The following is a 26294-nucleotide window of genomic DNA, read 5'->3' on the forward strand; positions in this document are numbered from 1 at the left end:
TCATGACGATACACAGCTCCCATCCCGATATCATCGCCCGCCTCAAGCGCGCGCACGGCCATCTCGCCGCCGTGCTCGCCATGTTCGAGCAGGGGCGCTCCTGCCTTGACCTGGCGCAACAGCTCCATGCCGTCGAAAGCGCGATCGGCAACGCCAAGCGCGAATTGATCCACGACCATATGGAACATTGCCTTGTCGAAGGCGGCGAGCCGACCAGGGACACGCTCAAGGAGCTGAAACAGCTCACCAAATATCTGTGAGGCCACCATGTGGGCAAGGATTCTGGACTGGTTCGGGTTCGGGGCGCATGGCCATGACCATGGTGGCCATGATCACCACGGGCCGCATGGTCATACGCATGGGGTGATCGACGCCACGATCGCGACGACCGATCGCGGCATCTGGGCGATCAAATGGTCGTTCGTGATCCTCGCGATCACCGCGGCTTTGCAGATCGTCGTCGTGGCGTTTTCCGGCAGCGTGGCGTTGCTCGCCGACACGATCCACAACATCGCCGACGCGACCACAGCGATACCGCTCTGGATCGCCTTCGCGCTGGCGCGCCGCCGGCCGACAAGTACCTTCAACTACGGCCTCGGCCGGGTCGAGGACCTGGCCGGCATCGCCATCGTGCTCATCATCCTGGCCAGCGCCTTGGTGGCCGGCTACGAGGCGATCGACCGCCTGCTCGATCCTCAGCCGGTGCGGTTCCTCGGCTGGCTTGCGGCTGCCGGCGTCATCGGCTTCCTCGGCAACGAAGCGGTAGCGGTGTTCCGCATCCGCGTCGGCCGCCAGATCAACAGCGCCGCGCTGATCGCCGACGGCTATCACGCCCGCACAGACGGGCTCACCAGCCTCGCCGTCGTCGCCGGCGCGATCGGCGTCTGGCTCGGCTTTCCCCTTGCCGATCCGGTCATCGGCTTGCTCATCACCGCCGCCATCCTCGGCATCGTGTGGCAGTCGGCGCGCTCGGTGCTGACCCGGATGCTTGACGGCGTCGAGCCCGGCATCGTGAGCGAGATCAGCCATGCCGCCGAACATGTTCCCGGCATCGACAAGGTGGTCGAGGCGAAGGCCCGCTGGCTCGGCCACAAGCTGCATGTCGACGTGGCGATCGCTGTCAATGACGGGCTGCTGCTTGCTGCCGCGAACAACATCGCCGCATCGCTGAGAACCGAGCTTCATGCCCACATTCCGGCGCTCGATGTCGCCACGATCCGCTTCGCCGGCCCGCAGGCCGAAGGCAGCCATCATCATGCGCCGGACCCGTTCCTGGTGTCGGGCAAGCTTGCGAGCGGGCTGCTGGAGATCGTCGACACGCCGCAGGGCGAGCGCATGCGCCTGCGTCTGTCGCGCCATGCCGAGGGCCTGAAGGCGAATGTCGCCATCGAACGGCCAGGAGGGATGGTCGAGCAGCTCCCATTGTCACCGGTCGGCGGCGATCACCATCACTTGCAGAGCCTCGTCGCTCCGGCCGAGCCGCACGAGTTCTCGGCCAGGCTGCAACTGGCCGCCGGCGCCGACAGCGAGGACCTGCCCTTCGCCATGGCCGAGCCGGAAGGGCATCACCACGAGCACGCGCATGGATGATACAGGCGCAAGTCGCAGAAAAATGTGCAGCGGTTTTGGGAACCGTTTCAGCGCAACGCGCTTTAGAAGCCTATTGCAGGTTGCGGGCGCCCGGGCGCCGGCCGATCGTCGAAGCAGGTGCCGGTAGAGACGCCGCCGGTGCGGAAACGGGACTGGCCAGCCTGTGGCGATTAGGGATCGCTAACGGAAAGGAAACGCCTCGCTGTTATGGTGCGGCCTCGGGTGAGGGAGGCTGAGCCCGCCGAGGAAGTTCCGGGACAAGTGCACAATGGCCACCTTTCCCCACACTGAGCGCCGTCTTCATTCACGAGAATTCGTGCTGAAGGAGGCCACGATCGTCACCGCCGACGCTCGCATCAGGTGCTCCATCCGTAACCAGCACGAGCATGGCGCCGAGCTGCGCATCGGTGCGCAGGTGCAGATACCGGACGGCTTCACGCTCGTCGTTCCCGACGACGATGCCGTCTATCGCGCCGTGGTGCGTTGGCGGCGCAACGAGCGCGTCGGCGTGCAGATCTTCAGCAATTCGATGAAGGGCTGACGGCCTCGACACGGCCCGTCGGTCAGCTTTCCCCTGGCTTTCTCGAGAACCGGTTGGCTGCGATCACTGTCGCGAATCCCAATGCGGCTACGACGGCAGCGAAAGGCGTCAAGCCAATCGTCAGGTATGCGACTGCTTCAACCGCAAAACCGATGGATTTGATCCAGCCGGGTAACGATTGGCCCAGGTGATCTTCCAGGATAATTTCTGCGCCGAATAAAACGCTGGCTTGAAACACAAACAACCAGAGAATCGCGGCAAAGAACCCAAATCGGCTCGCAAAATAGAATCGCTCAAGGCCGTATGGGATGGCGACTGCTACAAAGGAGAAGATCAGAAAAACCATCTAACTGAGTTAGCATGGCGAACCAAAATGCCCAAATGGCTCCGACCGAGCAAGGAGCCCCAATGGGCGTCGGCGCCCTCCGTCAAAGATAGCGGCGCACACTTGCCTTGTAGGCGCGGTAGGGCTCGCCGAACTTGCGTTCCAGATAGGTCTCCTCGCGCAGCACCACGCCGGAATGCAGGATGAGGAAGACCGGGACGAGAGCGACCACGCCCCACCAGGTGTCGAAGATGAGCCCGATCCCCAAGAGCAGGCCCATCAGGCCGACATAGAGCGGATTGCGGCTGAAGCCGAACGGGCCGCCGGTGATGATCGCCAGCGTCGGCTTCGTCGGATCGACATTGGTGCCGCCGCGCTGCATCGTAATGCGTCCCCAGGCGATGACGGCAATCGCAAGCGCCGCAAGCACGATGCCCAGCACCATGGTCAGCGGCCTGCCGCCGATCGCCAGCGGCCAGACATAGCGCAGCGCCAGCATCAGGATCACCGTCACAAGGAACAGCAGCGGCGGGAACACCGCGACGCCGGGATTGTCCTTCTCGTCGTTCATGGCCATTTCCGCGGGTTCCGACCGGGCGCAATTGCCACCCTGCCACCATGCATCCGCGCGGGCCGCCCGGCAACCTGCGCTTGCCGGTGTCCGCCACGCCGCCTACTTGTCCACCGCCAGCGTCTCGTTGAGCACGGCCGCCAGATGCAGGCCACCGAGCGCGAGCTGCTTGACGGCGAGCGGCGAGAATTTGTCGAAATAGGCCTGGTCGAGGATCACCGCGTGCGGGTTGTCCGCCTTGATCGACGTGCCCTTGGGCAGCGCGCGATAGGCGTCCTCCGCCGCCTCGTGGCACGCGGCCAGCCATTTTTGCGGCGTCTGGTCGGCGGCCGGCATCGGCGCGAGATTGGCGATGACGTCGGTCTCGAGGTCGAGCGCGACCTTGCCCCAGTCATAGTATTTGAACAGGATCAGGCTCGAATCCCACACCGCGTGGAAGGTGGTGAGGTCGCGATAGGTCGAGCCGTCCGGCTTCGGCCGCGAGACGTTGAAGGTCACCGTCAGCGTGTTGCCGCCCTGGTCGCCCTGGCTGCCGTCCAGGCGCTCGACGCAGTGCAGCGGCTGCGACAGGTCGCCGACCAGATGGATGACGAAGGCGAGCGCCATCCAGCGCTCCTCGTCGCTCTTCTTCGGATCGGCAAGGATCTTTTCCTGCGCCGGCAGCGCCTTCATCAGGCAGGTGCCGAAGGTCGCATCGTCCTTGCAGTCGCGCGCCGGGTCGTAGGCGGTGGTGGCGGCCGTCGCGTCGCCGGGCCTCGACGCCAGCGGAATGTCGACGAAATGCCAGTTCGACGTCTCCTTGTGGTTCTCGGCGCGGTAGTCGTCGGCCCAGCTCGCGACCGAGGCCAGCGAGACCGTCGCCGGCGGCTCGAGCTTGAGATGCGAACGCAGGAGCTGCTCGATCACCTCATAGGCGTCTTTGCTCAGCCTGTGCTGCGCGATCTCGGCGATCACCGCATGTCCCTCCTGGCCCCAGGCCAGCGCCTGGCCGCATGTCGCCAAGCTCACCCAAATCGTCGCCGTCCAGGAAACCGCCGCCGCTTTCCAGGTCATCCCCTTGCCTCCTCAAACAAGGTTTCGATCCGGAAAGTACAATGCAGACGCGTGTCACAAACAAGCGGATTCCCGCGCAGCTCTGATGCGAAGGGAAAAGGACCCCACCACTGCCCGGCAGTTAGCGCTGTCGCTTCGCCCTGAGGCCGCGCGCCGCCTGCTCGATCGCGGCACGGTCGTTGCCCAGCCTGTCGATCAACTCCTGCGCCTCGTCGCCCGATATGCCTGTGCGCGCAGCCAGGGCTTCGACTGTCAGCACATCTGAACTGGCGCCCTCGCGCGTCTCGGGCAGCGCATCGTCGGCCGTGAGGGGAAGGGCCGCTTCGCGGTCGATCTCCATCTCGGCCTGATGCCAATGCCGCTCGTGATCGCCCTGCAAGCTGCCCTCGCGCTCCCAGATCTCATAAGCGCGCTGTCTGATCTTCTCGATCCGATCGTCGTCCATCGCGGTTTCCTCCTTGCGTTTCACTCAACGCAGGGCAGGGCGGAACGATCCGCGCTGTTCGAGAAGTGATCGGCGGCTGCTTCCCGGCCGGAACCGGGTTGGCCGGGGCGTCGCTCAGGCCTCGTATGTGGCCATCGGCTTGCCGAACAGGCCGGGCTCCGGCTTCACGCCGAGGCCGGGCAATTGCGGCACGGCGATATGCCCGTTGCGGATGACGACCGGGTTCTTCGCGTCGAAATGCCCCTCGATATATTCCTGGGCGATCCAGGCGCCTTCCATGCGGCGCGGCTCCACGGTCGCGGCGAGATGCACGCAGGCCGCGGCGATGATGTCGCCGCCCCAGGCGTCGTCGCAGCTGTGCGGCAGCGAGCGGATCGCGCAAAGGTCGCGCACGGTCGTCATCTTGCTCAGGCCGCCAAGGCGGGTGACCTTGAAGCCGAAGCCGTCCGCGATGCCGAGCGAGATCGCGCGCAGCACCGTGTTCTGGTCCTCGGTGCTCTCGTCCAGATAGACCGGATGCGTCACGCGACCTTTTAGCGTCGCGATCTCGTCGATCGTGTTGCAGGGCTGCTCGAAGACGAACGGGATCGCCTGGCAGAGCCGGTCGAGATGGATCGCCGAGGCGACCGTCATGCCGCGATTGCCGTCGACGGCGATCCGCGCCTTGTAGCCGACCGCTTCCCAGACCTTGTGAACGACGGCCACGTCTTCCTCGAGATTGCGCCCCCCGATTTTGACCTGCAGGCGCGGATAGCCGGCATTCACCTTGTCGGCGGCGATCCTCGCCGTTTCGTCCGGAGCGCCGACGATCAGCGAATAATAGGCCGGCACGCGGTCCGTCAGCGCGCCGCCCAGAAGCGTCGAGACCGGCACGCCGAGTTTCTGGCCGAGCAGGTCGAGGAAGGCCATGTCGAACGCCGCCTTGGCGTAGCCGTGCCCGTTCAGCCGCTCGCCCATTTGTCTGGCCAGAAGCCTGATCGAGGCGATCTCGCAACCGATGAGCCCGGGAGCGATTTCGGCGATCGCGGCGCGAGCGCCCAGCGCGTGATGCGGCTGGTAGACCGGTCCGACCGGGCAGGTCTCGCCCCAGCCGGTCAAACCGTCATCGGTCACGATCTCGACAAGCGTCGAGTCCAGCGCCTCCACATCGGCGCTCGCCATCCGATAGACGCCGCCTTTGACGGGAAGCTGCGCCGAGTAGACGTTGATCCGGTCGATCCGCATGCCTGCTACATCCGCGCCCTGGCCGAGGTGGGATCGTAGGGCGAATCCGCAATGACCTCGGCGACCTTCCATTCGCCCAGGATCGCGACGTCGAGCTTCGTGCCGGGCTTGCCGAGACGCTCGGGCAGCAGCGCCAGCGCCACGTCATGCCCGAGCGCATAGCCGTATCCGCCCGAGGTGATGCGCCCGACCAATTCGCCATTCAGGTAAAGACCTTCTGAGGCAAGCGTGCTCGCGCCGTCGGTCTCGACCTTGAGCGTCACCGACCGGCGCTGGTCGTTCCTCGCCTTGTATTTCAAGACAGCCTCGCGCCCGACGAAATCGCCCTTGTCGAGGCGGATGAAGCGCTCAAGCCCGCTCTCCAGCGCGTTGAGCTCCGGGTTCATGTCGCGATACATGGCGCGATAGGATTTCTCCAACCTGAGTGATTCCAGCGCATGCAGCCCGACCAGCCGCATGCCGTGCTTGTCGCCTTCCTTCAGAAGCGCATCGAGCAATTGCCGCTGGTAGGGCAGCGGATGGTAGAGCTCCCAGCCCAGCTCGCCTTCGCAGCTGACGCGCAGCAGCCGCACGTCGCTCGCCAGGGCGACGCTGCCGGTCTTCACGCTGAACCAAGGGAAGCTTTCGTTCGAAAGGTCGATCGCGGTCAGGGGTTGCAGCACGTCTCGCGCCTTCGGCCCGACGACCGTGAAGCAGCCGCGCTCGTTGGTGACGTTCTTCAAGAATACGCTGTCGTCGGCGGGCAACAGTTTCGAGAGATCGTCGAAATTCCAGCGCTCCGCGCGCGGCGTCGAGATCAGGTAGAAGCTGTCTTCGGCGAGGCGCGCCACCATGTATTCCGCCTGCACGCCGCCGGTTGCTGTCAAATGATGCGCCAGCGTCACCTTGCCGGTCGCGGGCAGTCGGTTGGCGAGGATCCGGTCGAGCCATGCGGCCGCACCTCGTCCCGACACCTCGAACTTGGTCATCGGCGTCATCTCGACCAGGCCGACGGCGTTGCGCACGGCCTGGACTTCCTCGGCGACGTAAACGCCCTTGGCCGTCCAGCGCCAGCTGTACTGGTCCTTGGCCTCGACGCCCTTCGGCGCGAACCAGTTGGGCATCTCCCAGCCGTTGAGAACGCCCCAGACGGCGCCGAGCTCCGTCAGCCTGTCGTAGGACGGCGCGGTCTTCTGCGGCCGGGCGGCGGGCATGTCCTGTCCCGGATATTTCTGCTCGGCATGCGTGCCCCAGGCCTCGCGGACCTTCTCGCGCGTCCACGCCTTGTTGGCATAGTCGCCGAAGCGGCGCGGATCGAGGTCGGACGTGTCGAGGCTGTTGCCGCCTTCGACGATCCGCTCCGACAAATAGTAGCCGATCGTGCCGCCCCACAGGATGCCGCCCGGCACGCCTTCGGCCAGCCAGACATTGGGCAGGCCCCAGGCCGGCCCCATCAAGGGAAGCTCGTCGGCCGTCATCTGGAACGGACCGCGCACATTGGCCTTGATGCCCACCCGTCCGAGCGCCGGGACCAGCTGCAAGGCCTGCTCCCAGTTCCACGCCACCGCCTCGAAATCCTCTTCGACGAGATCTGCGCCGAACCAGGCCGGGACGCCGTCCTCGGCGAACAGTTTCAGGTGCTCGGTGCGTTCGTAGGGCCCGAACATCAGCCCGTCGCCTTCTTCGCGCAGATAGCCCTCGAAGCCTTCGTCGCGCAGGATCGGCATCTCGGGGCGTCCCTCACGCTTACGCTCCACCACCTCCGGCACGGCCTCGGTGATCCAGTACTGGTGCAGGATCGGGATGGCCGGGATTTCGAGGCCGAGCAACGCGCCGGTCTGGCGCGCGTAGTTGCCGGTGGCGCAGATCACGTGCTCGCAGGTGATGTCACCCTTGTTCGTCTCAACCAACCACTCGCCGCCCGGCGTCCGCTTGAACCCGATGACCTCGGTGTTGAGATGGACCTTGGCGCCCAGATCCCGCGCCCCTTTGGCCATGGCATGCGTCACGTCGGCCGGCGCGATATGCCCGTCATCCGGGTGGTAGAGGGCGCCCAGCATGTGCTTGTTGTCGAGCAGTGGGCAAAGCTCCCTGGCCTCGGCCGGTGTCAGCAAATGCGCCCGCATGCCCTGGACATCGGCGACGCTCATATAGCTCTTGAACTCGTCGAGCCGGTCCCTGGAATTGGCAATGCGCAACTGGCCGCATTTGTGCCATCCGACCGGCTGCCCCGTCTCTGCCTCGAGCCCCTCGTAGATCTCGATGGTCTTCTTGATCATCCGCCCGACATTGATGTTGCGGGCATAGGACGGGATGAGGCCCGCGGCATGCCACGTCGAGCCTGCGGTCAGCTGCGTGCGCTCGAGCAGCGCCACGTCGGTCCAGCCGCGCTTGGCCAGGCCATACAGGATGCCGGCGCCGACACAGCCCCCGCCAACGATCACCACCCGCGCATGTGCTTGCATCGAACCACCAGATCCATATCGTTTTCAAAAGCGCTGTCGAAGCTACAGGCGGCAAAACGCCGTGTAACGCCTTCAAAAACTAGGGATGATGATAAATTGGGCTTATGCAGCCAGCCTCGCCCGCAGGCGGCCGTTCACTGCACGCTTCCGCCCTGCGCGGTCTCGTCCTTGAAGTCGACCTTCGTGCCCGGCTTGATCATGGCGGCGAGGTCTTCGGCGTCCCAGTTGGTCAGCCGGATGCAGCCATGCGAGAAGGTCGTGCCGATCTTGCCGGGCTCCGGCGCGCCGTGGATGCCGTAGCTGTCGATCGAGAGGTCGATCCAGACCGAACCCACCGGATTGTTCGGTCCCTTGGCGATGGTGAAGGGCCGCTTACTCCTGACGCCCTTGAAGGCGAATTTCGGATCGTAGTGATAGGTCGGATTGTGGACCACGCGCCTGACTTCCGCCGTGCCGCTCGGCGCCGGCTTTTCCTCGCTGCCGATCGAAGCGGGATAGACCGCGAGCGGTCTGCCTGACGGATCGAGCGCGCGCACCTGCCGAGTTGCCTTGTCGACCTCGACGCTGGCGACGGCTGCTGGAGGATCGCCGCGGCCGACATCGGGTACCACCAAGGTGGTGTCGGCCTTCCTGAAACCGGCTCTGGGATTGAGCATCATCAGCAATTTTTCGCTGACATGGAAACGCTCCGCCAGTTTCTCTCGCGCGTTGCGGTAGCCGAGCCGCCTTAGATGCGCCATCCGGTCCATGCGAGCCGGGATGCGCTTGGTGAAGGGCCCGCGCACATCCTTGCGCGTGACGTCGTAGGTTATCAGCACCGGGCCGGCGAAGGTCGCCGCGAGCTTGTCCCAGGTCTCGCGCGTCAGCTTGCCGTCGGAGGGCAGTCCGTTCGCCGCCTGGAAGGCCGCGACGGCCTTGGCAAAATTGTCGGAAAGGCGGCCGTCGATCAGGCCAGGCGAGAAGCGGGCGCGATCGAGAAGGACCTGCGCCTTGATCAGCATCGGATCGACGCCGCTCGGCTCGCCCTCGCTGAATTGCGCGTGGTTGACCGCGTCGAGCTCCAGCCTGGCTGCCTGCGTCCCGCCGCATGCGAGCGTTAGCGTCACCGAAACGATAAGAAGGAGCCTGACCATCGATGTCACTCCATGACCGCGACAAGAACCTGTCTCGCATGCATCTGTCTTAATGACGCGGCACGGCCGATGTGGTTCCTGTCGCGGGCAGCCGCGAAGATCATCGTGATTGTGCGCTTCCTCCCATATACGTTTGAATTTTAAGCTGGAAACCAGTTCCCACGAACACGGATAACTGGCATTATCGTGCCAGGGCCTGCGCATTTCCTGATTTCATGGCCCCCCATCCTGGTAACCGACGGTTCCCCGAAGCCCCCGCCCATGCCGTCGGTTGCCCATTCGAGGCCAGTCCCGAAGGCGCTGCCGCGCAGGGCGGTGCGTGGACACGCGCTGAACTCAGCCCGCCTCGATCTCCGACAGCAGCCAGTCCCGAAACGCCTTGACCTTGCGCTGGCGGATCGCCTCGGGCGGGTACACCAGATAGAAGCTGGAGACGGCTTTCAGCGCGTGGTCGAAAGGCCGCACCAGCCTGCCGGTGGCGAGGTCTGCTGAAACCAGCATCGTGCGGCCGAGCACCACGCCTTCGCCCTGCACGGCCGACTCCACCGCGAAGGTGGCGGAATCGAAGGTGAGCCCGCTGTTCGGGTCGACGCCTTCAACGCCGGCGCTGGCCAGCCAGGCCGCCCAGTCGATGCGGTAGCCGTCGCGGATCAGCGTGTGATGCTTGAGGTCTTGCGGGGTCCGAAGCGGATGCGGTCCCTCCAGCAGCCTCGGGCTGCAGACCGGAAACACCTCCTCGCCGGTGAGGAACTCTGAGGTCAGCCCATGATAGTTCCCGGCGCCGTAGCGGATCGCGACGTCGATGCCGTCGCCGCGGAAGTTGGTGAGCCTGCCGGTGGTCGAGACGCGCACGTCGATATCGCCATGGGCGCGGTGGAAGCGGTAGAGCCTCGGCACCAGCCATTTGCCGGCGAATCCGTCCGAAGTGCTGACATTCAAGGTCGATCCCGAATGGCGCGACGTCGCCGCCTGGGTGGCCAGGGCAAGCTGGTAGAGCGCCTCGCGCACTGACCGCGCATAGGGCTCGCCGACAGGCGTGAGGCGCACCGAGCGCGTCGCGCGCTCGAAAAGCTGCACGCCGAGCTGGTCCTCGAGATGTTTCACCGCGCGGCTGATGGCGCCATGCGTGAGGTTGAGCTCGTCCGCCGCCCTGGAGAAGTTGAGATGCCGGGCGGCGGCCTCGAAGGCGGGCAGGGCATTGAGCGGCGGCAGTCTGCGAGCCATGGCGCAAATCTATTTGTGAGTGTTGGTAACAAATCATTGCCAAACTTTGGTTTGTCTGTCGAGAGCTTTCCAGCCAGAAATCCTCACGGCATCTGTGACTAACGCTCACTTAAGTGCAAAACCTGCGAGGACAAAATGGCTACGGTTCATCCCTTCCTGTGGTTCAATCTCGATGCCGAACAGGCGCGCGACTTCTATCTTTCGGTGTTCAAGAACGGCCGGGCGCTGGAGACGATCACCCTCACCGACAATGTCGCCGGCACCGATACGCCGCACGCGATCTTCGACTTCGAGCTCGAAGGCCAGCGCTTCACCGCGCTCAACGCCGGCGGGGTGCCGCCCTTCAACGAAAGGATCTCGCTCTACATCGAGACCAGGGACCAAGCCGAGACCGACTATTACTGGAACGCGCTGACGGCCGGCGGCGGCGCGGAAAAGCCCTGCGGCTGGTTGCAGGACAAGTTCGGCGTCTACTGGCAGGTCATCCCGGAGCCGGCGCTGCGCCTGATGAACGACCCGGACCGCGAGAAGGCCGCCCGGGCGCGGCAGGCGATGTACTCGATGCGGAAGATCATCCTCGCCGACATCGAAGCGGCCCACGCTGGCCGCGCCTAATTCTCAACCCCATAGCTCAAAGACGGAGGACCCTCATGGCTACGCTCCCTATGACTTCACTCAATGGAAAAAGGATCATTGTCGTCGGAGGCAGCTCCGGCATCGGTTTCGGCGTGGCGGCGGCCGCGCTGGAAAGCGGCGCTCAGGTGGCGATCGCCGGCCGCTCGGCGGACAGACTGAAGGCGGCCGAGCAAAGGCTCGCCGGGGCAGGGCGAGTGACGGGCATTGCCGCCGACATGGCGAACGAGGCGGATGTCGCCCGCCTGTTCGACGCGGTCGGCGCCTTCGATCATCTGGTGGCGACGGCCGGACCGCCGCCGCCCAACGATCCGATCGGCGAGACCGACATGGATTTCGTGCGCCAATTCGTCGACGGCAAGCTGATCGGCGCGGTGATGCTCGCCAAGCATGCCGTGCGCACGCTGAACAAAGGCGGCTCCATGACCTTCACCTCCGGCATCAACAAGGACCGCCCGCCGGTTCCCGGCGGCTCGGTCGTCTCAGCGATCGCCGGCTCCTTCACCTATTTCGCCCGCGCGCTGGCGCTGGAGCTCGCGCCGACCCGCGTCAACATCGTCTCGCCCGGCTGGGTCGACACCGAGATGTGGGACGAGATCGTCGGCGAGGCCAAGGCGGGCTACTTCGACCAGATGGGCGCGCGCATTCCGGCGGGGAGGGTCGCGACGCCGGCCGACGTCGCGCCCGCCTATCTCTACCTGATGCAGAGCCAGTTCATGACCGGCGAGACCATCCACATCGATGGCGGGCAGAGATTGGTTTGACTTGCGGCCCTTACCTCAACGCGATGCTCATGCCGCTGAGATCGGCGTTGACCTGCAGGCCTACCTGCCTGCCTGTGAGCTCGAGCCGGGCGCCCTTGTCATTGGTCATGACGATCACCTGGGCCCCTCTGCCGAGTGCGCCGCCGCCGCCCGCCGCGCCATACACGCCCGTCACATCCCGGGCGCGGCGTATGTGGCGCACGGTGCCTTGGAAATAGGTCTTGGAGGCCCCGAAGGCGAGGCCGCCCGAGACGCCGCCGATGGAGATGGGATACCGGCGGCCGTGGAAGGTCAGCGTGCCTTCGCCTCCGGAGCCGCCGATGAAGAAGGCTGCCTTGTAGACGGAAAAGCGGATCGAACCGCTGTCGGCATGCGCCGCACCGGCAAAGCTCACGCCCGTGGCCGCGATGACGGCAAGAGCGACTGAACGAAACCTGGACGAAATCTTCATGATGAGAGACCTCCACAAGAGCGCCGCTTGCCCAACCGGCCGGGCAGGCCAGCATCGTATCAAAGACATAGCTGAACAGTCTCGCCCCGTTATTGGTTCCAAGGCACGTGCGCTGAATCCCGCTGCGGCAATGGCATTTTTGGAGGAACGCTAATATACATGACGCTCGAATGAGCAGCGCCTCCGCGTGCTCGAGGGATGCCATGCGAAGGTTCATCCTCACAGCCATGTGCATTGCCGCCGCAGCAGGCGCCAACGCCCATGATTGGTACACGGACAAGATTGACCCGGTAACGAAATTCAAGTGTTGCGGCGGCACCGATTGCCGCGCCATACCCCGGTCTTCGGTGCGGTCCAGGGTTGATGGCGGCTATACCTACCTGCCCGACGGTTTCAACATCCCGCGAGACCGCGTGCAGGAATCGCCGGACGACCAATTTCATATCTGCGAGAACCACTACGTCATAACCAATCAGCCCTATCTGCGCTGCTTTTTCGCGCCGCGGCTCAAGGTCTCTCTGCTGCTTCCGGCGCGGCGCTGACGTTTTGACCGTCGGGCTGGCCGCCAATCAAGCGATCGTGCCGTAAGCTGCGCGACGGCGTCAGCCGCCCGGTTCCGTAATGCTGCCGCAACACTGTTGGTAAAGCAGAGCGAGAACGGATGGGACGGCGATGCGGCTCTTGTTGATCGAAGATGAAATGGAACTCGCCGACGCGCTTGCGGCGACGCTTGCCAGGCAGGGGATCGTGATCGATCACACCGTGCTGCTCGGCGATGCGCTCGAACTCATACGGCAAAACGATTATGACGCGATCCTCCTTGATCGTCGTCTGCCCGATGGAGAGGGGCTCACGTTCATCCCGAACATCCGCAGAATGGGCAGAGATACGCCAATCATCGTGCTTACGGCGCGTAACGAACCATTGGAGCGCGTCGAAGGCTTGAACATTGGCGCCGATGACTATCTCGGAAAACCCTTCCTCACCGAGGAACTGCTTGCCAGGCTTCGCGCGGTGCTGCGCCGCCCCGTCACTATCGTCGAGCAGCAGATCACTGCCGGGCGGATGATCATCGATCCACTGCATCTGACCGTCAGTGTCGATTCCGCCCTCCTTGATATTCCCAGGCGTGAGCTTCTGGTGCTGGTCGCATTGGCCAAGCGAAAAGACAAGACCGTCGGACGGCCCACACTGGAGGCGGCTGTCTACAATTACGAAGAGGAAATTCAGTCGAATGCGCTGGATGCTCACATCTCCAGGCTCCGCAAACGTCTTTCTGACGCCGCGGCAGGGGTAACCATACACAATATCAGGGGCGTAGGTTACCTCCTGAGGGAGGACGGATGAGCAGGGCGGCCAATCAAAATCCGTCGCTATGGTGGAATCTGAGCTGGCGGATAAGCCTTGTCTTCGTTGCCGTCGTGGCGCTGGTGACTGTCGGGCTTAGCGTGTACGCGGCGTTCACACTGAACCCATACATTGGAATAAAGGACAGTTTGACCGCCGCGCTGGAGGGCGCCTTGCACCGGGATGCTCAAGGCCGGTTCGCTCTCGAGGTCACGCCGCGCCTTCGCGCCTTTCAATCGGAAAACAGCAAGCTCTGGTTCGTGGTCGCAACGTCCCAAGGTGAAACCGTCTCATTCGGCGCCGTCCCGGCTCGTTATGAAGGCATGTCACCTTACATTCGCTTCATCAAAGACGCTGACATTCGAGAGGATGGAAACGTCGACGAAATGGCCGCTATTGACACCATCGACATCTCTTTCGGACGAGTGAGGGTGATGTACGGGGGAAACACCAGTGCCGGCGGCAACATCCTCACGCTGCTCTTCAAGCTGAACCCTATATACCTCCCACTGTTGGCGATCGCCCTGCCGGCCCTCTTCCTAACGGTGCCGCATATCGTGCGTCAGGCGTTGCAGGGCTTGAACGTTGTCGTGAGGAAGGTGCCGGACATAGATCCCCGTCGTCCCGGTTCGCGCTTGCCGCTCGAAAATGTCCCAAAGGAAGTCGTGCCGCTGATCTTGGCCTTCAATCGAATTCTCGAACGGCTTGAGGAGCAGTTTCAGGCGCGCGGGCGATTTCTGATCGACGCCGCCCACGAACTTCGCACGCCGGTCGCCATCATGCAGGCAAGGATCGAGGGAATGGAGCCCGGCAAGGAGCGACGGCGCCTTCTGGATGATGTTGCCCGGTTGCGGGAAATGGCAGAGCAGCTTCTCGATTTTGAAAAGAACACCCAGACAAATCATGCCTTCTCGACGGTCGATCTGGTGGAGCTATCCCGATCGGTCGTTGCCGATCTTGCGCCGATTGCGATTGGTGCCGGCTATGAAATTTCCTTCTCGGCCGAAGTGGAGCGGCTGGAGCGCCGCTGCCACCCCGCGTCCCTGACGCGCGCGATCAGCAATCTGGTCCGCAACGCGATCGATCATGGCGGGGGAAGCGGCTTCATTTCCGTTGCCGTTTCCAGGCTTGGCGACATCATGGTCAAGGACGAGGGAGCTGGCATTCCCGCAGATCACCAGAAGCTGGTTTTCGAGCCCTTCTATCGTGTCTTGCCCCGCAGCACCGGAGCCGGTCTCGGCCTCAATCTGGTAAAGCAGATCGTCGCCAATCACCACGGCGGAATCAGGCTGGAAAGCGGGCCGTCCGGGACTTGCGTAACCATTGCCCTTCCTGAACATCCGGCCACCAGTTCTTCCGGTGTGCCGGTGTAAGTTTGTTGCAACCCTTACCGGCAGGCAGCCACGCAAGTGATGTGATCCGGCTGCTGGCCGCCGCACGACGGTGGGCGGCGTTGGCTGAGCTTCGGTTGGACGACTGATCGGTTCAGGCACCACTGGAGTCCGACTCCCTCCGTCCGCGCTGCTCCCACCCCGTAATGTTGCGGCAATCCTTCAACGACAGTTTGCGCCAACCTGCCGAACCGGGGCCGGTTCTCACAAATCCTTTCAACAGGAGTCTTTCAGTGAAGTCCCTCACAGCAAGCGCACCGTCAGCATTCGGGCACGCGCATAAAATGAGAAACGCCGGCCTGACGGCATTAGCCATTGCGCTCGCTATGACTCCGTTCGCTTCCTCCGCGGCTGATGTGGTTGAAAGCGAGGCCACTCCCAACCCGTCGCAAGAAATCGATCCGGCCCGCTACGGAGATTTTCGCGACAGTCTCCACGATTGGCAGGTCACCATCGGCGCCGGCGCGATTTATATGCCCGAGTACGAGGGTTCGGACAAATTCGACGTCAAACCCTTCCCACTCTTCTCCGCGCGCTTCGGGGAGCGGGTGAGTGTCGATATCACAGGAGTCACGGTCGATTTGCTTGAATATGACGGCTTCAAGATTGGCGTCAAAGGCGGCTATGAACTGGGGCGCAAGGAAGACGATTCGGACTATCTCAAGGGCCTTGGCGATGTGGACCCAGGTGGGGTGATCGGCGGTATCGTCAGCTATGGCTATGGGCCGTTCGAGATTTACGGAAAACTGGACAAGACCATTGGCGGCAGTGATGGCCTGACCGGAACCGTTGGCGCCAAAGCGTCCTATCGGTACGAACGCTTCATCTTCTCGGCGGACGTTTCCGGCACCTGGGCCGACGACAAGCACATGGAAGCCTATTTTGGTGTCACGGCCACCCAGTCGGCAAGCTCTGGTCTGCCGCAATATGACGCCAAGGCCGGTGTCAAGCGCGTCGACGTCAAGGCGTCCGTCACTTACATGTTGACCGATAACTGGATGGTCACCGGCGCGGCGGGGGCCGGCTTTCTTATGGGTGATGCCAAGGACAGCCCGATCGTGAAGAAAGATGTGCAGCCGTTCGGGATGCTGGGTTTGGCCTATCGGTTCTAGGGGCAATCTCACTTCAGGCCGCGAGGCATGCCTCCTTGTTGTGACGGCTCAACGGCGTCCCGCGACAGCATCTCAGCCCCGATGCCGCAGCGCCTCGACGATCACCGCCATCGCCGGCGAAAGCTGCCGGCGGCTCGGATAGTAGAGGTGGTAGCCGGCGAAGGGCGGGCTCCAGTCGCCGAGCACCAGCGTCAGGCGCCCCTCGGCGATGTGGCCGCTGACGAGGCTTTCAGGCACGTAGGCGATGCCGGAGCCAGCCAGCGCGGCGTCGATCATGGGGATGGTCGAGTTGAAGGTGAGCTGGCCCTCGACCCGCACGCGCAGGTCGCGCCCGCCCTTGGCGAACTCCCAGGCATAGAGGCCGCCGAAGGTCGTCATGCGCAGGTTGATGCAGTCGTGTCCCACCAGATCCTGCGGAGTTCTCGGGGCAGGGCGGCGGGCAAAATAGTCCGGCGAGGCAACGGCCACCAGCCGCCAGTCCGGGCCGATGCGCACCGCGATCATGTCCTTGTCGACATTCTCGCCGAGCCGCACGCCGGCGTCGAAGCGCTCCTCCACGATGTTGCGCATGCCGTTGTCGCTGTAGAGCTCGACGCGCAGATCGGGATAGTCGCGAAGCACCGGCTTGAGCTTCGGCCAGACGGTCGATTGCAGCGCATGGTCGGACAGCGTGATGCGGACAGTGCCGGAGGGCTTGTCGCGGAATGCCACCAGGCTCGAAAGGTCGGACTCGATCCCTTCGAACCGCGGGGCGAGCGCCTGGCAGAGCCGCTCTCCGGCTTCCGTCGGCGCCACGCTCCGCGTCGTGCGGGTCAGCAGCCGCACGCCCAGCCGCGCCTCCAGTTCCTTGATGGTGTGGCTGAGCGTTGACTGCGAGGTGCCGAGCTCCGCTGCCGCCTTGGTGAAGCTGCGCTCCCGGGCAACCGCCAGGAACCACAGCAGGTCCTTCATGTCATCGCGCTGCATCGGGAATCTCCTGAATTCTATTTATATCACACACCGATAAGTCCATGCGGATTATCCCGGCTAATCGAACGGGCTTCGCTGCAATATCTTTCCCGCATGTCGGTGCGGTCAGTCCGCGCCTCGGTCAGGCTCGCCCTCCTTGCTGGACAAGGGTCAGGACCCCCTTAGCGGCGCGGCCGGTTCCGCCCTGCATCGACGCATCTGACAGGAGATCACCATGGACATTCTTCGCGCGGGCACGAGGCCTTCCGGCAAGGGCCCAGCCGAGTGGTTCACCGGCACGGTGCGGATCGATCCGCTCTTCAACCCGTTCGACGCCGCGCGGGTGCAGGGCGCGCAGGTGACCTTCGAGCCGGGCGCCCGCACTGCATGGCACACGCATCCGCTAGGGCAGACGCTGATCGTCGTCTCCGGCCTCGGCCGGGTGCAGCGCGAGGGCGGGCCGGTCGAGGAGATCAGGCCGGGCGACGTCGTCTGGTTCGCGCCCGGCGAGAAGCATTGGCACGGCGCGTCGCCTCAGACCGCCATGACCCATATCGCCGTCCAGGAGGTCAAGGATGGCAAGGCCGTCGACTGGCTGGAACAGGTCGGCGACGCCGACTACGGCGCCTGATCTTCTCACGCCCCGTCTACTCTGGCCCGGTCTTCTCGCTATCAAACGAAAGGAAGCAAAATGCTCGCAACTGTTCTCCACAAGCCCGGCGACATTCGCTGCGAGGAGGTCGCCGATCCGAAAATCCTGCGGCCGACGGACGCCATCATAAAACTCTCGGCGAGCTGCATCTGCGGTTCGGATTTGTGGCCCTATCGCGGGCTGCAGCCGGTCGACGCCCCCCAGCATATGGGCCACGAATATTGCGGCATCGTTGTCGAAGTGGGTAGCGAGGTGCGCAATGTCCGCCCCGGCCAGTTCGTCGTCGGCTCCTTCTGCCTCTCCGACAACACCTGCCCGCACTGCCGGTTCGGCTTCCAATCCTCCTGCGTGCAGCGCGAGTTCATGTCGGGCGCGCAGGCGCCTTACGCCCGCGTGCCGCTGGCTGACGGCACCCTGGTCGCGACGGCAGAGGTTCCGCCGACCGAACTGGTGCCCGATCTGCTGGCGGTTTCGGACGTGCTGGGTACCGGCTGGTATGCGGCCGACGCGGCGGAGGTCCGCGAAGGATCGACGGTTGTCGTCGTCGGCGACGGCGCGGTCGGCCTGATGGGTGTGCTTGCCGCAAAGGAGATGGGCGCCGAGCGCATCATCGCCATGAGCCGGCACGAGAGCCGCCAAAAACTCGCCCGCGAGTTCGGCGCGACCGACATCGTGGCCGAGCGCGGCGAGGAAGGCGTTTCGCGCATCAAGGAGCTGACCGGCGGCGTCGGTGCGGACTCGGTGCTGGAATGCGTTGGCACCTCGGAATCCTTCGACCAGGCGCTGGCCTGCTCGCGCCCCGGCGGCACGATCGGCTATGTCGGCGTGCCGCATGGCGTGAGCTTCGACGGCCAAAGACTGTTCTTCGGCCAGAAGCGCATGCTGGGCGGCCCGGCGCCGGTGCGCCGCTTCCTGCCCGACCTGATGGACCGGGTGCTCAAGGGTAGGATCAAGCCCGGCAAGGTCTTCGACCTCAAGCTGCCGCTGGCCGAGGTGGCGCAAGGCTACCGCGCCATGGACGAGCGCCGTGCCATCAAGGTCATGCTTGAGGTGTAGGCCGCCGACGGCCGGTGCCAGCGCTTTCCGCTTCGGCTCTCGTGCCCTTGTTCCGGCGCGGCGCGCGAGCCACAATCCGGGAACAAAGGACGCCGCCACCGGTTGAGACCTGACGACAATCGAGCCCTGCCGGTCCATCCGAAGACATCGGCTGCCGTCAGCGCAGAAGCGGCGGAAAGGTCACGCCATGCCAGGACGGGCGAAGCTTGCTGAACTGGTCAACCGGCGTGAACCGCTCGCCTTTCGTTTCGCGGATGACGGTTTTATGCCCAACCATCCGCGCTGGCCGATGCTCGTCTACCCTGCGGCCGTGACGCTGCCGGACGGTGTCGATCCGGCGTCCGTCTTTGAGGAGCTTTTCCGCTCGAACGGCTGGGGCGACGGCTGGCGCAACGGCATCTTCGCTTACGCCCACTACCATTCGCGCATTCACGAAGTGCTGGGCATCGCGCGCGGCATGGCCGAGGTCCGCTTCGGCGGCGACAAGGGCAAGGTGCTGACGGTCAAGGCCGGCGACGTGGCGATCCTGCCGGCCGGCACCGGCCACCAGCGCCTGTCCTCGTCATCCGATCTTCTGGTCGTCGGCGCCTATCCGCCCTTCGGCACCTACGATCTGTGCATACGCGTCGAACAACACGAAGCGGCGCTGCGCACCATCCCCGAGGTCGGCAGGCCGGAGAAGGATCCGGTCCATGGCCGCGAGGGCCCGCTGCTGACAGCGTGGCAGGAAGGCTGACGGCTGGCTGCGGGGTCTCGCCGGCACCCTGTCCCTGGCATACCGAAGCGGTCCGGCTGCCCGACAGGAATTGTGAGCGGCTCCTTCATCGGGACCGGAGCTTGCCTGCTCCGCCAACTATTTCCCGATTGGCCATCGCCATTCATTCGCAACAGGCTTACCCTCCTTTATCGGCAGCTTCTGCAACGGGCGATGCCGACCGAGGGCGGCCAGAGTGCCCTGGCCCCAACAAGAGGGAGGGCGCTGTGTCTTCCACGCACCCGACGACCGAGCAGATGACGGCGATCGAGAAAATTCTCGGCGAGATTCGCCCGGCTTTGATCCATGGCAGCCGCCGTCGAACGGCTGCCGCATGCTTTCTTGCTGAACGCTTCGATAAAGAATCGGAAATGCATTTGCGCGCGATCCTGAGTGCATACGTGAAACGCTTGGACTCGCATCAGAGCGCACTCGCTCAATGGAAAAGTGAGGGCGGCGCCGTCGGAACTGCGCCGCGAACCGAAGCGCGGCGCTGGATCGACAACGACACAAGTGGAATGCGACGGCGCGACCGCGAGACTGCAGCGCGTCACCGGTTGATCTGAGCGAACAAATCCGTGGAGACCGACAGATCATTCGAAGACGACGAGATAGGCGTCGTTTGCACGGAGTGCGCCTATGAGACGCGCAAGAGCGTCCGCTGGCTTCGCGCGCATACGCAGGCGGAATGCATGGGCTGCGGAGCCATTGTCGACATTGAAAGCCGAAACTTCCGCAAGATCGCCCCCGGCACGGGACGGGCCACGTAGGTTGGGGACTAGCGACGGCACTTTCCAGGGAGTTTTAAATTCGTCTGTAGTGGCTCAGTTCGAAACCACCGCGCATATGGTCGCTATCCACCAAAAGGCGCTGGAGATCGCGCCTGCGATCGCCAACCAGATGGATGCCAACGCGCCGAAGCCGGACAGGCTCGGTCCCTGCAAGGCAGGCAGCTCCCGGACAGCCCGACCTAACAGCAAGGGATCAAAGCCGGACTGTCCTCGCCGCACCAGCGAGATTTCACTGTGCGCCGTTTTTTCCTTTCGGATAGGCGCGGTTCTACTTCTTCAAAAGCCGCGCCTCGCGCAGAAGCGAATTCGTATCGTTGCCGATCAGCTCGATAAGGTCGAGTGCTTGGGCTTCGGTAATGCCGACTTCCCTCAAGGGGAATCGGGCCTGGAATCCCTTCTCCGCTTTCACGCGCTCGGCGCGCTGTTGCGCGCTCTCAATCACGGGAAGACTTTCAGGATGCTGAGGATATCGTCCGGGCATGGCTGGCTTCCGGTCCTCATGCAGACGGGAGCGCAGTTCGTTGTCTCTCAGCCGCCGACGTCCTTTTGTTCGTTGCCGGTGATGATTCCATTATAGGGCGGCCAGCGAGCGGACCAAGACGTTCGGGAAAATAAACGGTCCGCACAACGAGATCGGCTTGGATTTCAAACCGAGACTCGGCTGAGCCGCCCAACAGATTGACAGGAAACCGATTCAGCCCGATCGGGCAGGACCGTTCCTTTCATGACGGGCGACAGTCGGGAGCTTTTTCTTCGGAGCAGGAAGCAGCCCTTCACGCTGCGCCTGCTTGCGGGCGAGCTTACGCGCCCTCCGGATGGCATCGCCCCTTTCCCGGATACGTCGTTCCGAGGGTTTCTCGTATGCCCGGCGCCGCTTCAGTTCCCGAAGCAGACCCTCACGCTGCAGTTTCCTTTTCAGCGCCCGCAGGGCCTGATCGACGTCATTGTTCCGCACGTCAACTCGCAATTCATCTCCTCAGCTGCCGGCAGCCCCCTGGGGCTGCGGCTGTTATCCGGGACTGGCCCACCCAGACCCATATTTCCGATAGATGCGACCGGGTGGACGGGCATCCGCCCCGTTCACTGCTCATGTCGCACATCAGCGCATATTGGCGGCCGTTATGGTGTAGATGGTCCGCTTCCCACCCGCGTAGAGTTTCCGTGCACTGGCGTGGATGGAATGCCGCGCCGCGTCGAAGGCCGCCAGGCACGCGGCTTCCGCCGTTTCCAACCCGTTGCGGCCGGTTGCGGTCAATGCATCGGCCTCGATGAGGAATGGCACTTCAAACATGCCGTCGTGACCGATGAAACGGACCGCATTGCGCGCTTCGTCGAAACTTCGGCTTGGATTGGGAAATTCGAGCGGCATGGTCACTCTCCATCGGCTCCCGCGACCGGCCAGACGACGGCCCGGCAGCGCGCGTTCGAGCGCGGCCCTTCGTTGCGGCGATTGAGGGATAACATACAGCGCGTTGCAATCGGCTGGCTCATTCCGGTCATGCGACGGCCCAGGATCACCGCCGGAACGCCGGTGAAGACATGATAGATGCTCCAGGAGCCATCCTGCTCGACCCGACGGCCATACAGGCGATCCGTGGTGTCCCGCCCGGATGCTTCGCCTTCGTTTTCGCAAAAGACAGCCGCAGTGGATTCAACTTCAAGGCCGTCGGCATAGCCATTCATGGCGGCATCTTTCTTGGGGTTGTCGTTCGCGCCGAGCTGGACGGAATAGAGCCTGTTCCCGCAGATATCGGCTATCGACATCGCATCGGGAAGCTGCGGCATGTCGAGCGTCAGCGAAAGGGCTCGCGCGATGCAAATGGCCTCATCGAGATCGGCTGCTTCGCGCACCTCCCGTGCGACAACAGCACGCGCATCGTCCTGCGCGCGGGTGCGGTAGAACTCGACCACGATCTTCACCGTTGCCTGTCAGTTCTGGCTTTTGCCGCGCGGGGGCCGTTGGTGTTCGCCCCAAGCTTGATCGGATTACCGAATGGGCTGGCGGCCTTCGGGGCCGCCTTGCCCTGTTTCGGCTTTCGGATCTCGCGATTGCTACGCTTTTGTCCCTTGGCCATCGCCGAATGTCCTTTCGAGAAGAGCTGCACCTTCATCGTTGCGTGAAGCGTGCACGGGTTCGAGGCTGTCTTCTGTCGCCATGCGCTCGTGACGCTCGGCCTCGCTTCGGATGCGATACTGAAGGGAATCTCCCCGAGGCGGCAGCCTCGCGGTGATCTGATAGATTTCGCGGGATTCCTGAACGGTGTTGAAGCTGCGCTTCAGCCTTACGCTCTGCCCCAAGGAATAGCGATGGGTTGCGGTCTCGCGGCGGGTCAGACGGCTGTTAGGCCTCTCAGAACGTATCGAGATCATGTTGTTTGCTCCTCCCTATTCGACCGCGCCTTCGAGGTGGCCGGTTCGATCGACCCGGATCGATCGGCCTCGAGCCGCGTTCGCTTGGCCGGAAAGCGGTACCGCCCCGACAGTCAATGCCTGCTCCAGTACATCCGTGGTAAGCAGGAGTTTGTTCCGGGGTCGAGACGCGCGAGCGGGTGTGCCGGCCAGGCAACACGCTCATCGAGAATTCGGAGTAAAATGGCGGGTCTCTGACACCGCTCAAGCCAAATCGGCCAAATCAACGAATTTAATATCTAGGCCGGAATTGCCGGTTAAACAAGGTTGCCGCCAGTTTTATTTTTGCATGACCGCGGAAATTCTTGCGGCTGATCAGTCAATAACGGCGCAACATCGATCTCTGAACCCGCAGCCTCTCAGTGGCGGTGCCGGACCCTGACCGGGTGCCGCTCAATGGCGCGGTAAGTGACGTGGCGATCCTGCCCGCCGGTACCGGGCACCAGCGCCTGTCCTCGTCATCTGATCTCCTGGTCGTCGGCGCCTATCCGCCCTTCGGCACCTATGATCTGTGCACGCGGGCCGAACAGCATGAAGAGGCGCTGCGCACCATCCCCAACGTCGGGCGTCCGGAGAAGGATCCAGTCCATGGCAGCAACGGCCCGCTGCTCAGCGCGTGGCAGGAAGGCTGAAGGCTTCGCTCCCGCTTGGTTTGGAAGGGGGACGTTTATGGATACTTCGCCTTCTTGGGCGCGTAGATCGCCGGGTCGAAATCCAGCTCCTTCGGCAGCGGCTGGCTGGAACATTGCAGATGCATCTGGCGGGCGAGAAGCCTTCGCTGCTGCCGTTCATGCTCCTTCACCGCCGCCACCATCCCCATGCTGTAGGGCCCGAGCAGCACGCCAAAACTCCAGCCGGGGTGGTCCTTTTCGCGTTGGGCATAGTCGGCAGCCGCCGTGCGTGCCTGCCGGCATTCCGGGGAGGTCCATTTCGGGTCCTGCTGCGAAAGCTTCGCTCCGTAGTCGACCGGAGAGCTCACGCACCCGGCCACCGCCGCGCTCAGCGCGACGATCATTGCGATTCTCATTCACAAGCCTTTCCTAATTTGGGCCCGGAGAGAGCACAGAACTCGGCTTCCGGCAAGCTGGCGGCTAAGGCTGCCGGATCAACCGCATGGGCCGATGGCGGTGATGATGATGGTGAAGCTGGAATTGGCGCTGCTCGCTTGACAAGTCTCCCCGGCAGAACGGTCAGCGGCCCTTCTCCGCCAAGCCGGCACCCGGGACGGCAACCTTGCCAGCCGCGATCAGCGCCCGGACGGACTCCTGGATCGCCTCGAAGCTCGTATAGCGGGGCTTGTAGCCAAGGCGCTGGCGGCTTTTCTCGATCGAGTGGCAGGAGCTGCGGATGACATGCCCTCGCGAGCCCACGGCATCGTCGCCTTCCAGATCGCGGATCCATTCGTGGAAGGGCTTGAACGCGATCCGCGGCTCCTTGCCGAACCAGCGATAGACGGTTTCGGCATAGCCCCGCAGCGTGACCGCCTGCTCGGAAACCGTGTTGAATGCCTCGCCGATCGAGGCCGCCCGGTTTTCGATCGCGCGGATGATCCACTGGGCGACGTCATCGGCATGAACGTGATGCACCGTCTCGAGCCCGAGATTCGGCAGAACCAGCTCATCGCCGCGCGCGATCAAGGAAAAGACAGCGGGATTGGCATTGCCGAGCGGGTTGATCGGGTTCCATCCCTCGCCGACGATATGGCCGGGCCGAAAGCAGGTCGCCGGAAAACCGGTCAGGCGTGCCTGCCGCAACAGCCAGGACTCGATCGCGGCCTTGTTCGCCCCGTATGTGTCGATGGGATTTGGCGGGTCCGCCTCGGTCGACGGGATGGTCAAGAAACGGCCGTACACCCAGATCGAGCTGCAGAACAGATAATGCTCGATCCTGCCGCGCAGCGCCTCGACCAGTTGCTGGGCGCTTGGCAGATCGAACGATATCATGTCGATGACGATCTCCGGACGCAGCTGCGCGATCATCGCGCCGAACCGTCCCGCCTTCTCTTCGGCGGCGCGATCGATGGCGATGTTCTCGATCGAATTCCAGGCGAAATGGGCACGATAGGGCACCGCCTTGCCGCGGCTGACATTCACGACCTCATGCCCGAGCTCGACGAGCCGAGGCACCAGATAGCTTCCGACGTGACCGCTGCCTCCGATGACGACGATGCGCGACATGGCCTGCTCCCTGCTGCTGGCACGATTTCCGGAATTTGGCTCCCGCCGCGCTATAGCTAAGGCTTGTCGAAGCAGAAGCCAGCCGATCAGCCCAAAAGATTGCGCGCCGTGCGCATAAAGATTCTTGAGCCGATCGGGATCAGGTCGTCGGGAAAGTCGTAGTCGGGATTGTGCAGCGCAGGGTGCCGCTCGCCCGCGCCGAGGAAGAACATCGCCGACTTGGCGTTGTGGCCGAAGATGCCAAAATCCTCCGAGGCGCGCATCGGCAGGGCTTCTTGGCCATGCGGCACGCCTTCTTCATCCAGCGCCCGCGCGAGATGCTCAACAGCATCCGGAGCGTTGACGCTGGCGACGAAGATCTCGTGATAGTCGAAGCGCACGGCAAGGCGATGCCCGGCCGCGATCCTCGTGGCCAGCGCCTCGGCCGCGGCGACCAGCTCCGCCATGCGCTCGTCGCGCCTGGTGCGCAGCGTCGCCCACACCTCCGCGTGACCGGGCGCGATGCCGAACACCGCTTCGCCCATTTCGGCATGGGTGACGGTGACCATGCCGAAATCGTCGTCGGCGAAGGTGCCGCGCCCGAGCGCCGGCAATTGCGGCATCAACTCGCTCACCGCCAGCATCGGCGACACGCCTGTTTCCGGCATGGAGGAATGCGCGGTCTTGCCCTCGAGCACGATCCGCATGCCGCGCGAGGCGCAGTTGACGGTGCCTGCCTTGAGCCGCACCTCGCCGAACGGCACGCCCGGCAGGTTGTGCAGCGAGAAGGCAAAATCCGGCGCGATCTCTGAAAAGCGCGGATCGGCGACGACGCCGGCCGCGCCATTGCCGGTCTCTTCCGCTGGCTGGAACATCAAAACGATGCGGCCGCGCGCCGGCCTCTGGCGGCCGAGCTGGCGGCCGAGCGCCGCGAGGATCGCGGTGTGTCCGTCATGGCCGCACATATGCGACTTGCCCGGCACCTGCGAGGAATGCTCGGCCCCCGAAAGCTCCTCGATCGGCAGCGCGTCGAGCTCCGAGCGGAACAGCACTGTCGGCCCGGTCTGCCCGCTGTCATAGACCGCCGCCACGCCATGCCCGCCCAATCCGGTCAGGACCTTGTCCGGCCCGGTATCGGCAAGGAAGCTGACGACCTCTTTCGCGGTCTTCTCCTCCTCGTTGGAGATCTCCGGCTGCCGGTGCAGCTTGCGCCGCCATGCTGTCAGCTCGATCAGGTCTCGATTGGTCAGGGTCATGGTTCCGACTCCGCTTGGGCCCAG

32 protein-coding genes are annotated in these 26294 nt (G+C 63.9%); 14 read left to right on the forward strand and 18 right to left on the reverse strand.

Annotated elements, in window-relative coordinates:
• The first annotated feature begins 2 nt into the window (after nt 1–2).
• From EN853_RS28135 to EN853_RS28145, 3 genes are all read left to right on the forward strand, one after another.
• Nucleotides 3–260 (forward strand): metal-sensing transcriptional repressor, encoded by a 258-nt coding sequence (locus EN853_RS28135; protein WP_127862336.1) that lies wholly within the window; start codon nt 3–5, stop codon nt 258–260.
• Nucleotides 261–267: 7 nt separating this feature from the next.
• Complete coding sequence (locus EN853_RS28140; RefSeq protein ID WP_127862335.1) at nt 268–1590, forward strand: cation diffusion facilitator family transporter; 1323 nt, start codon at nt 268–270, stop codon at nt 1588–1590.
• A 268-nt stretch (nt 1591–1858) separates the two neighbouring features.
• Nucleotides 1859–2131: a PilZ domain-containing protein gene (locus EN853_RS28145; protein ID WP_127862334.1), complete on the forward strand. Its 273-nt coding sequence runs from the start codon at nt 1859–1861 to the stop codon at nt 2129–2131.
• A gap of 22 nt (nt 2132–2153) precedes the next feature.
• On the opposite strand, the gene EN853_RS28150 is transcribed toward EN853_RS28145, so the two are convergent.
• The 8 genes from EN853_RS28150 to EN853_RS28185 all read right to left on the reverse strand — a co-directional run bounded on the left by EN853_RS28150 (nt 2154) and on the right by EN853_RS28185 (nt 10550).
• Nucleotides 2154–2477 carry a hypothetical protein gene (locus EN853_RS28150; RefSeq protein ID WP_127862333.1) on the reverse strand — a complete coding sequence of 108 codons (324 nt, stop codon included), beginning with the start codon at nt 2475–2477 and terminating at the stop codon, nt 2154–2156.
• An 82-nt stretch (nt 2478–2559) separates the two neighbouring features.
• Nucleotides 2560–3027 carry an isoprenylcysteine carboxylmethyltransferase family protein gene (locus tag EN853_RS28155; protein WP_167524639.1) on the reverse strand — a complete coding sequence of 156 codons (468 nt, stop codon included), beginning with the start codon at nt 3025–3027 and terminating at the stop codon, nt 2560–2562.
• Nucleotides 3028–3129: 102 nt separating this feature from the next.
• Complete coding sequence (locus tag EN853_RS28160; RefSeq protein ID WP_127862331.1) at nt 3130–4080, reverse strand: S1/P1 nuclease; 951 nt, start codon at nt 4078–4080, stop codon at nt 3130–3132.
• A 121-nt stretch (nt 4081–4201) separates the two neighbouring features.
• On the reverse strand, nt 4202–4525 hold the full coding sequence (locus EN853_RS28165) for a DUF2934 domain-containing protein (protein WP_127862330.1): 324 nt from the start codon (nt 4523–4525) through the stop codon (nt 4202–4204).
• A 114-nt stretch (nt 4526–4639) separates the two neighbouring features.
• Nucleotides 4640–5749: a mandelate racemase/muconate lactonizing enzyme family protein gene (locus EN853_RS28170; RefSeq protein ID WP_127862329.1), complete on the reverse strand. Its 1110-nt coding sequence runs from the start codon at nt 5747–5749 to the stop codon at nt 4640–4642.
• Nucleotides 5750–5754: 5 nt separating this feature from the next.
• Nucleotides 5755–8193 (reverse strand): FAD-dependent oxidoreductase, encoded by a 2439-nt coding sequence (locus EN853_RS28175; protein ID WP_127862328.1) that lies wholly within the window; start codon nt 8191–8193, stop codon nt 5755–5757.
• Nucleotides 8194–8327: 134 nt separating this feature from the next.
• Complete coding sequence (locus tag EN853_RS28180; RefSeq protein WP_127862327.1) at nt 8328–9326, reverse strand: L,D-transpeptidase; 999 nt, start codon at nt 9324–9326, stop codon at nt 8328–8330.
• A 336-nt stretch (nt 9327–9662) separates the two neighbouring features.
• Nucleotides 9663–10550: a transcriptional regulator GcvA gene (locus EN853_RS28185; protein ID WP_127862326.1), complete on the reverse strand. Its 888-nt coding sequence runs from the start codon at nt 10548–10550 to the stop codon at nt 9663–9665.
• 135 nt (nt 10551–10685) lie between these two features.
• Between EN853_RS28185 and EN853_RS28190 the strand changes: the two genes are divergently transcribed.
• Both EN853_RS28190 and EN853_RS28195 read left to right on the forward strand, forming a co-directional pair.
• The gene (locus tag EN853_RS28190) at nt 10686–11165 is read left to right on the forward strand and encodes a VOC family protein (RefSeq protein ID WP_127862325.1); all 480 of its coding nucleotides are present in this window, start codon (nt 10686–10688) and stop codon (nt 11163–11165) included.
• Between the two features lie 35 nt (nt 11166–11200).
• The gene (locus EN853_RS28195; protein ID WP_210234816.1) at nt 11201–11947 is read left to right on the forward strand and encodes an SDR family oxidoreductase; all 747 of its coding nucleotides are present in this window, start codon (nt 11201–11203) and stop codon (nt 11945–11947) included.
• 10 nt (nt 11948–11957) lie between these two features.
• Here the strand turns inward: EN853_RS28195 and EN853_RS28200 are convergent, their stop codons facing one another.
• Nucleotides 11958–12398, reverse strand: coding sequence for a hypothetical protein (locus EN853_RS28200; protein WP_127862324.1), 441 nt, complete (start codon nt 12396–12398; stop codon nt 11958–11960).
• Nucleotides 12399–12601: 203 nt separating this feature from the next.
• Here EN853_RS28200 and EN853_RS28205 point away from each other — a divergent pair, with 203 nt between their 5' ends.
• The 4 genes from EN853_RS28205 (at nt 12602) to EN853_RS28220 (ending at nt 16248) form a co-directional block, all read left to right on the forward strand.
• The gene (locus tag EN853_RS28205) at nt 12602–12940 is read left to right on the forward strand and encodes a hypothetical protein (protein ID WP_127862323.1); all 339 of its coding nucleotides are present in this window, start codon (nt 12602–12604) and stop codon (nt 12938–12940) included.
• Nucleotides 12941–13070: 130 nt separating this feature from the next.
• A complete protein-coding gene (locus tag EN853_RS28210; protein ID WP_127862322.1) occupies nt 13071–13745 on the forward strand; it encodes a response regulator transcription factor in 675 nt (224 codons plus the stop codon).
• Nucleotides 13742–15118 carry a HAMP domain-containing sensor histidine kinase gene (locus EN853_RS28215; RefSeq protein ID WP_127862321.1) on the forward strand — a complete coding sequence of 459 codons (1377 nt, stop codon included), beginning with the start codon at nt 13742–13744 and terminating at the stop codon, nt 15116–15118. Before EN853_RS28210 ends, EN853_RS28215 begins: the two co-directional genes overlap by 4 nt.
• Nucleotides 15119–15369: 251 nt before the next feature.
• Complete coding sequence (locus EN853_RS28220) at nt 15370–16248, forward strand: MipA/OmpV family protein (RefSeq protein WP_245517215.1); 879 nt, start codon at nt 15370–15372, stop codon at nt 16246–16248.
• Nucleotides 16249–16320: 72 nt separating this feature from the next.
• Here the strand turns inward: EN853_RS28220 and EN853_RS28225 are convergent, their stop codons facing one another.
• Entirely contained in the window at nt 16321–17214 is an 894-nt protein-coding gene (locus tag EN853_RS28225) for a LysR family transcriptional regulator (protein ID WP_127862320.1), read from the reverse strand.
• Nucleotides 17215–17431: 217 nt separating this feature from the next.
• On the opposite strand from EN853_RS28225, the gene EN853_RS28230 reads away from it, so the two are divergent.
• From EN853_RS28230 to EN853_RS28245, 4 genes are all read left to right on the forward strand, one after another.
• A complete protein-coding gene (locus EN853_RS28230) occupies nt 17432–17827 on the forward strand; it encodes a cupin domain-containing protein (protein WP_127862319.1) in 396 nt (131 codons plus the stop codon).
• Nucleotides 17828–17887: 60 nt separating this feature from the next.
• On the forward strand, nt 17888–18904 hold the full coding sequence (locus tag EN853_RS28235; protein WP_127862318.1) for a zinc-dependent alcohol dehydrogenase family protein: 1017 nt from the start codon (nt 17888–17890) through the stop codon (nt 18902–18904).
• 187 nt (nt 18905–19091) lie between these two features.
• On the forward strand, nt 19092–19640 hold the full coding sequence (locus tag EN853_RS28240; RefSeq protein ID WP_127862317.1) for a cupin: 549 nt from the start codon (nt 19092–19094) through the stop codon (nt 19638–19640).
• 245 nt (nt 19641–19885) lie between these two features.
• Complete coding sequence (locus EN853_RS28245) at nt 19886–20224, forward strand: hypothetical protein (protein ID WP_127862316.1); 339 nt, start codon at nt 19886–19888, stop codon at nt 20222–20224.
• A gap of 493 nt (nt 20225–20717) precedes the next feature.
• Here the strand turns inward: EN853_RS28245 and EN853_RS28250 are convergent, their stop codons facing one another.
• From EN853_RS28250 to EN853_RS28275, 5 genes are all read right to left on the reverse strand, one after another.
• Entirely contained in the window at nt 20718–20930 is a 213-nt protein-coding gene (locus tag EN853_RS28250) for a hypothetical protein (protein ID WP_127862315.1), read from the reverse strand.
• Between the two features lie 213 nt (nt 20931–21143).
• Complete coding sequence (rpsU, locus tag EN853_RS28255; RefSeq protein WP_127862314.1) at nt 21144–21416, reverse strand: 30S ribosomal protein S21; 273 nt, start codon at nt 21414–21416, stop codon at nt 21144–21146.
• Nucleotides 21417–21548: 132 nt separating this feature from the next.
• Nucleotides 21549–21818, reverse strand: coding sequence for a DUF1488 family protein (locus EN853_RS28260; protein WP_127862313.1), 270 nt, complete (start codon nt 21816–21818; stop codon nt 21549–21551).
• Nucleotides 21819–21820: 2 nt separating this feature from the next.
• Nucleotides 21821–22369 (reverse strand): hypothetical protein, encoded by a 549-nt coding sequence (locus EN853_RS35370; RefSeq protein WP_348631617.1) that lies wholly within the window; start codon nt 22367–22369, stop codon nt 21821–21823.
• Nucleotides 22370–22501: 132 nt separating this feature from the next.
• The gene (locus EN853_RS28275) at nt 22502–22819 is read right to left on the reverse strand and encodes a hypothetical protein (RefSeq protein ID WP_127862312.1); all 318 of its coding nucleotides are present in this window, start codon (nt 22817–22819) and stop codon (nt 22502–22504) included.
• A gap of 401 nt (nt 22820–23220) precedes the next feature.
• Here EN853_RS28275 and EN853_RS28280 point away from each other — a divergent pair, with 401 nt between their 5' ends.
• A complete protein-coding gene (locus EN853_RS28280; protein WP_127862311.1) occupies nt 23221–23490 on the forward strand; it encodes a hypothetical protein in 270 nt (89 codons plus the stop codon).
• A gap of 35 nt (nt 23491–23525) precedes the next feature.
• Here the strand turns inward: EN853_RS28280 and EN853_RS28285 are convergent, their stop codons facing one another.
• The 3 genes from EN853_RS28285 to EN853_RS28295 form a co-directional block, all read right to left on the reverse strand.
• Nucleotides 23526–23873, reverse strand: coding sequence for a hypothetical protein (locus tag EN853_RS28285; RefSeq protein WP_245517216.1), 348 nt, complete (start codon nt 23871–23873; stop codon nt 23526–23528).
• Nucleotides 23874–24048: 175 nt separating this feature from the next.
• A complete protein-coding gene (locus EN853_RS28290; RefSeq protein ID WP_127862309.1) occupies nt 24049–25035 on the reverse strand; it encodes an NAD-dependent epimerase/dehydratase family protein in 987 nt (328 codons plus the stop codon).
• Nucleotides 25036–25121: 86 nt separating this feature from the next.
• Complete coding sequence (locus EN853_RS28295; RefSeq protein WP_127862308.1) at nt 25122–26270, reverse strand: amidohydrolase; 1149 nt, start codon at nt 26268–26270, stop codon at nt 25122–25124.
• Nucleotides 26271–26294: the final 24 nt, after the last annotated feature.

The sequence above is a fragment of the Mesorhizobium sp. M1C.F.Ca.ET.210.01.1.1 genome, from assembly GCF_004791585.1.
Lineage (GTDB): Bacteria > Pseudomonadota > Alphaproteobacteria > Rhizobiales > Rhizobiaceae > Mesorhizobium.

Coding starts and splice junctions, on each gene's coding strand:
- EN853_RS28135 (WP_127862336.1), top strand. CDS start 3: ATGACGATACACAGCTCCCATCCCGATATCATCGCCCGCCTCAAGCGC.
- EN853_RS28140 (WP_127862335.1), top strand. CDS start 268: ATGTGGGCAAGGATTCTGGACTGGTTCGGGTTCGGGGCGCATGGCCAT.
- EN853_RS28145 (WP_127862334.1), top strand. CDS start 1,859: ATGGCCACCTTTCCCCACACTGAGCGCCGTCTTCATTCACGAGAATTC.
- EN853_RS28150 (WP_127862333.1), bottom strand. CDS start 2,477: ATGGTTTTTCTGATCTTCTCCTTTGTAGCAGTCGCCATCCCATACGGC.
- EN853_RS28155 (WP_167524639.1), bottom strand. CDS start 3,027: ATGAACGACGAGAAGGACAATCCCGGCGTCGCGGTGTTCCCGCCGCTG.
- EN853_RS28160 (WP_127862331.1), bottom strand. CDS start 4,080: ATGACCTGGAAAGCGGCGGCGGTTTCCTGGACGGCGACGATTTGGGTG.
- EN853_RS28165 (WP_127862330.1), bottom strand. CDS start 4,525: ATGGACGACGATCGGATCGAGAAGATCAGACAGCGCGCTTATGAGATC.
- EN853_RS28170 (WP_127862329.1), bottom strand. CDS start 5,749: ATGCGGATCGACCGGATCAACGTCTACTCGGCGCAGCTTCCCGTCAAA.
- EN853_RS28175 (WP_127862328.1), bottom strand. CDS start 8,193: ATGCAAGCACATGCGCGGGTGGTGATCGTTGGCGGGGGCTGTGTCGGC.
- EN853_RS28180 (WP_127862327.1), bottom strand. CDS start 9,326: ATGGTCAGGCTCCTTCTTATCGTTTCGGTGACGCTAACGCTCGCATGC.
- EN853_RS28185 (WP_127862326.1), bottom strand. CDS start 10,550: ATGGCTCGCAGACTGCCGCCGCTCAATGCCCTGCCCGCCTTCGAGGCC.
- EN853_RS28190 (WP_127862325.1), top strand. CDS start 10,686: ATGGCTACGGTTCATCCCTTCCTGTGGTTCAATCTCGATGCCGAACAG.
- EN853_RS28195 (WP_210234816.1), top strand. CDS start 11,201: ATGGCTACGCTCCCTATGACTTCACTCAATGGAAAAAGGATCATTGTC.
- EN853_RS28200 (WP_127862324.1), bottom strand. CDS start 12,398: ATGAAGATTTCGTCCAGGTTTCGTTCAGTCGCTCTTGCCGTCATCGCG.
- EN853_RS28205 (WP_127862323.1), top strand. CDS start 12,602: ATGCGAAGGTTCATCCTCACAGCCATGTGCATTGCCGCCGCAGCAGGC.
- EN853_RS28210 (WP_127862322.1), top strand. CDS start 13,071: ATGCGGCTCTTGTTGATCGAAGATGAAATGGAACTCGCCGACGCGCTT.
- EN853_RS28215 (WP_127862321.1), top strand. CDS start 13,742: ATGAGCAGGGCGGCCAATCAAAATCCGTCGCTATGGTGGAATCTGAGC.
- EN853_RS28225 (WP_127862320.1), bottom strand. CDS start 17,214: ATGCAGCGCGATGACATGAAGGACCTGCTGTGGTTCCTGGCGGTTGCC.
- EN853_RS28230 (WP_127862319.1), top strand. CDS start 17,432: ATGGACATTCTTCGCGCGGGCACGAGGCCTTCCGGCAAGGGCCCAGCC.
- EN853_RS28235 (WP_127862318.1), top strand. CDS start 17,888: ATGCTCGCAACTGTTCTCCACAAGCCCGGCGACATTCGCTGCGAGGAG.
- EN853_RS28240 (WP_127862317.1), top strand. CDS start 19,092: ATGCCAGGACGGGCGAAGCTTGCTGAACTGGTCAACCGGCGTGAACCG.
- EN853_RS28250 (WP_127862315.1), bottom strand. CDS start 20,930: ATGCCCGGACGATATCCTCAGCATCCTGAAAGTCTTCCCGTGATTGAG.
- EN853_RS28260 (WP_127862313.1), bottom strand. CDS start 21,818: ATGCCGCTCGAATTTCCCAATCCAAGCCGAAGTTTCGACGAAGCGCGC.
- EN853_RS28275 (WP_127862312.1), bottom strand. CDS start 22,819: ATGATCTCGATACGTTCTGAGAGGCCTAACAGCCGTCTGACCCGCCGC.
- EN853_RS28285 (WP_245517216.1), bottom strand. CDS start 23,873: ATGATCGTCGCGCTGAGCGCGGCGGTGGCCGGGTGCGTGAGCTCTCCG.
- EN853_RS28290 (WP_127862309.1), bottom strand. CDS start 25,035: ATGTCGCGCATCGTCGTCATCGGAGGCAGCGGTCACGTCGGAAGCTAT.
- EN853_RS28295 (WP_127862308.1), bottom strand. CDS start 26,270: ATGACCCTGACCAATCGAGACCTGATCGAGCTGACAGCATGGCGGCGC.